Origin of the sequence: Mesorhizobium sp. M7A.F.Ca.CA.002.04.1.1 (assembly GCF_004022805.1) — a bacterium.
Lineage (GTDB): Bacteria > Pseudomonadota > Alphaproteobacteria > Rhizobiales > Rhizobiaceae > Mesorhizobium > Mesorhizobium ciceri.
The window spans coordinates 1-1302 of record NZ_RZPL01001059.1; the positions used below are offsets into that span (position 1 = coordinate 1).

A 1302-nucleotide genomic window follows, 5' to 3' on the forward strand; every position below is an offset into this window, starting at 1 on the left:
GGCGGGGGGGAGCCTAAAAAAAAAACCCCGCCTCTACGGCGGGTCGCTGGCGCAAGTCAGCACCATACCGAGAATCATAGCATAGCTGCCCTCACCAGGTCAAGAAAAAATTCCTATCGAGACTGGCCAGACGCGGCGGCGCCGTTCAGGTGGAGGACGCGTCCGCCGGCTTCTTCTCGGCGACCTCTTCCGCCGCGTCCTGCTTCTCGCGTGCCACGCGCTGCTTTTCCTGATCGCGCTCGATCAGCCGGGCAGCCCAGATGGAGACCTCGTAGAGAAGGATGGTCGGAATGGCGAGGCCGATCTGGCTCATCGGATCGGGCGGCGTCAGCACCGCCGCGACGACGAAGGCGATGACGATCGCCCATTTGCGCTTCTCGGCCAGCCCCTTGGACGACAGCATGCCGACGCGTGTCATCAGGCTGGTCACCACCGGCAGTTGGAACACCAGGCCGAAGGAGAAGATCAGCGTCATGATCAGGCTGAGATATTCCGACACCTTTGGCAGCAGTGAAATCTGCACCTGATCGTCGGTGCCGGCCTGCTGCATGGCGAGGAAGAACCACATCACCATCGGCGTGAAGAAGAAATAGACCAGCGACGCACCCATCAGGAACAGGATTGGCGACGCGATCAGGAACGGCAGGAAGGCGTTGCGCTCGTTCTTGTAGAGGCCGGGCGCGATGAATTTGTAGATCTGCGTGGCGATCAGCGGAAAGGCGATCACCATGCCGCCGAACATGGCGAGCTTGACCTGCGTGAAGAAGAATTCCTGCGGCGCCGTGTAGATCAGCTCGACCTTGTGCGGATCGAGGCCTGCCCACTGCGTCGCCCATTTGAACGGGACGACCAGAAGGTTGAACAGCTTCTTGGCGAAGAAGAAACAGACCAGGAAGGCAACGAAGAAACCGCCCAGCGACCAGATCAGCCGCCGGCGCAGCTCGATCAGATGCTCCATCAGCGGCGCCGACGATTTCTCGATCTCGTCCTTTTCGGTGTCCGAAACGCTCACTTGGCGGCTCCAGCCGTCTTCTTGGCCGCCGGCTTCTTGGCCGCAGCAGGTTTCGGTTCGATTTTCGCCCCCGTCTTGGTCGCTACGGTCTTGGACGCGATCACCTTGGCCGCAGCGGGCGTCTTGGCCCTGGGCGTTTCAGGCATTGCCGCCGTCACCGGCTTCGCTGGCACCTTGGGCGCAGGCGTGGCCTTAGCGGTGACCGTTTTTGCAGGAGCTTTAGCGCCATTTGCCGAAGCCTTTATAGCCGGCGTCGCCCTTGACGGTGCAGGCTTGGCTGCCTTCTTCGC

1 protein-coding gene and 1 pseudogene are annotated in these 1302 nt (G+C 61.4%); one reads left to right on the top strand and one right to left on the bottom strand.

Annotated features, from left to right (window positions below; all coding sequences use genetic code 11):
* Positions 1-145: 145 nt before the first annotated feature.
* Positions 146-1012 carry a twin-arginine translocase subunit TatC gene (gene tatC, locus ENZ75_RS32065; RefSeq protein ID WP_013531297.1) on the bottom strand — a complete coding sequence of 289 codons (867 nt, stop codon included), beginning with the start codon at positions 1010-1012 and terminating at the stop codon, positions 146-148.
* Positions 1013-1102: 90 nt separating this feature from the next.
* Here tatC and ENZ75_RS34815 point away from each other — a divergent pair.
* Positions 1103-1302, top strand: a pseudogene (locus tag ENZ75_RS34815) (hypothetical protein); the annotation flags it as partial.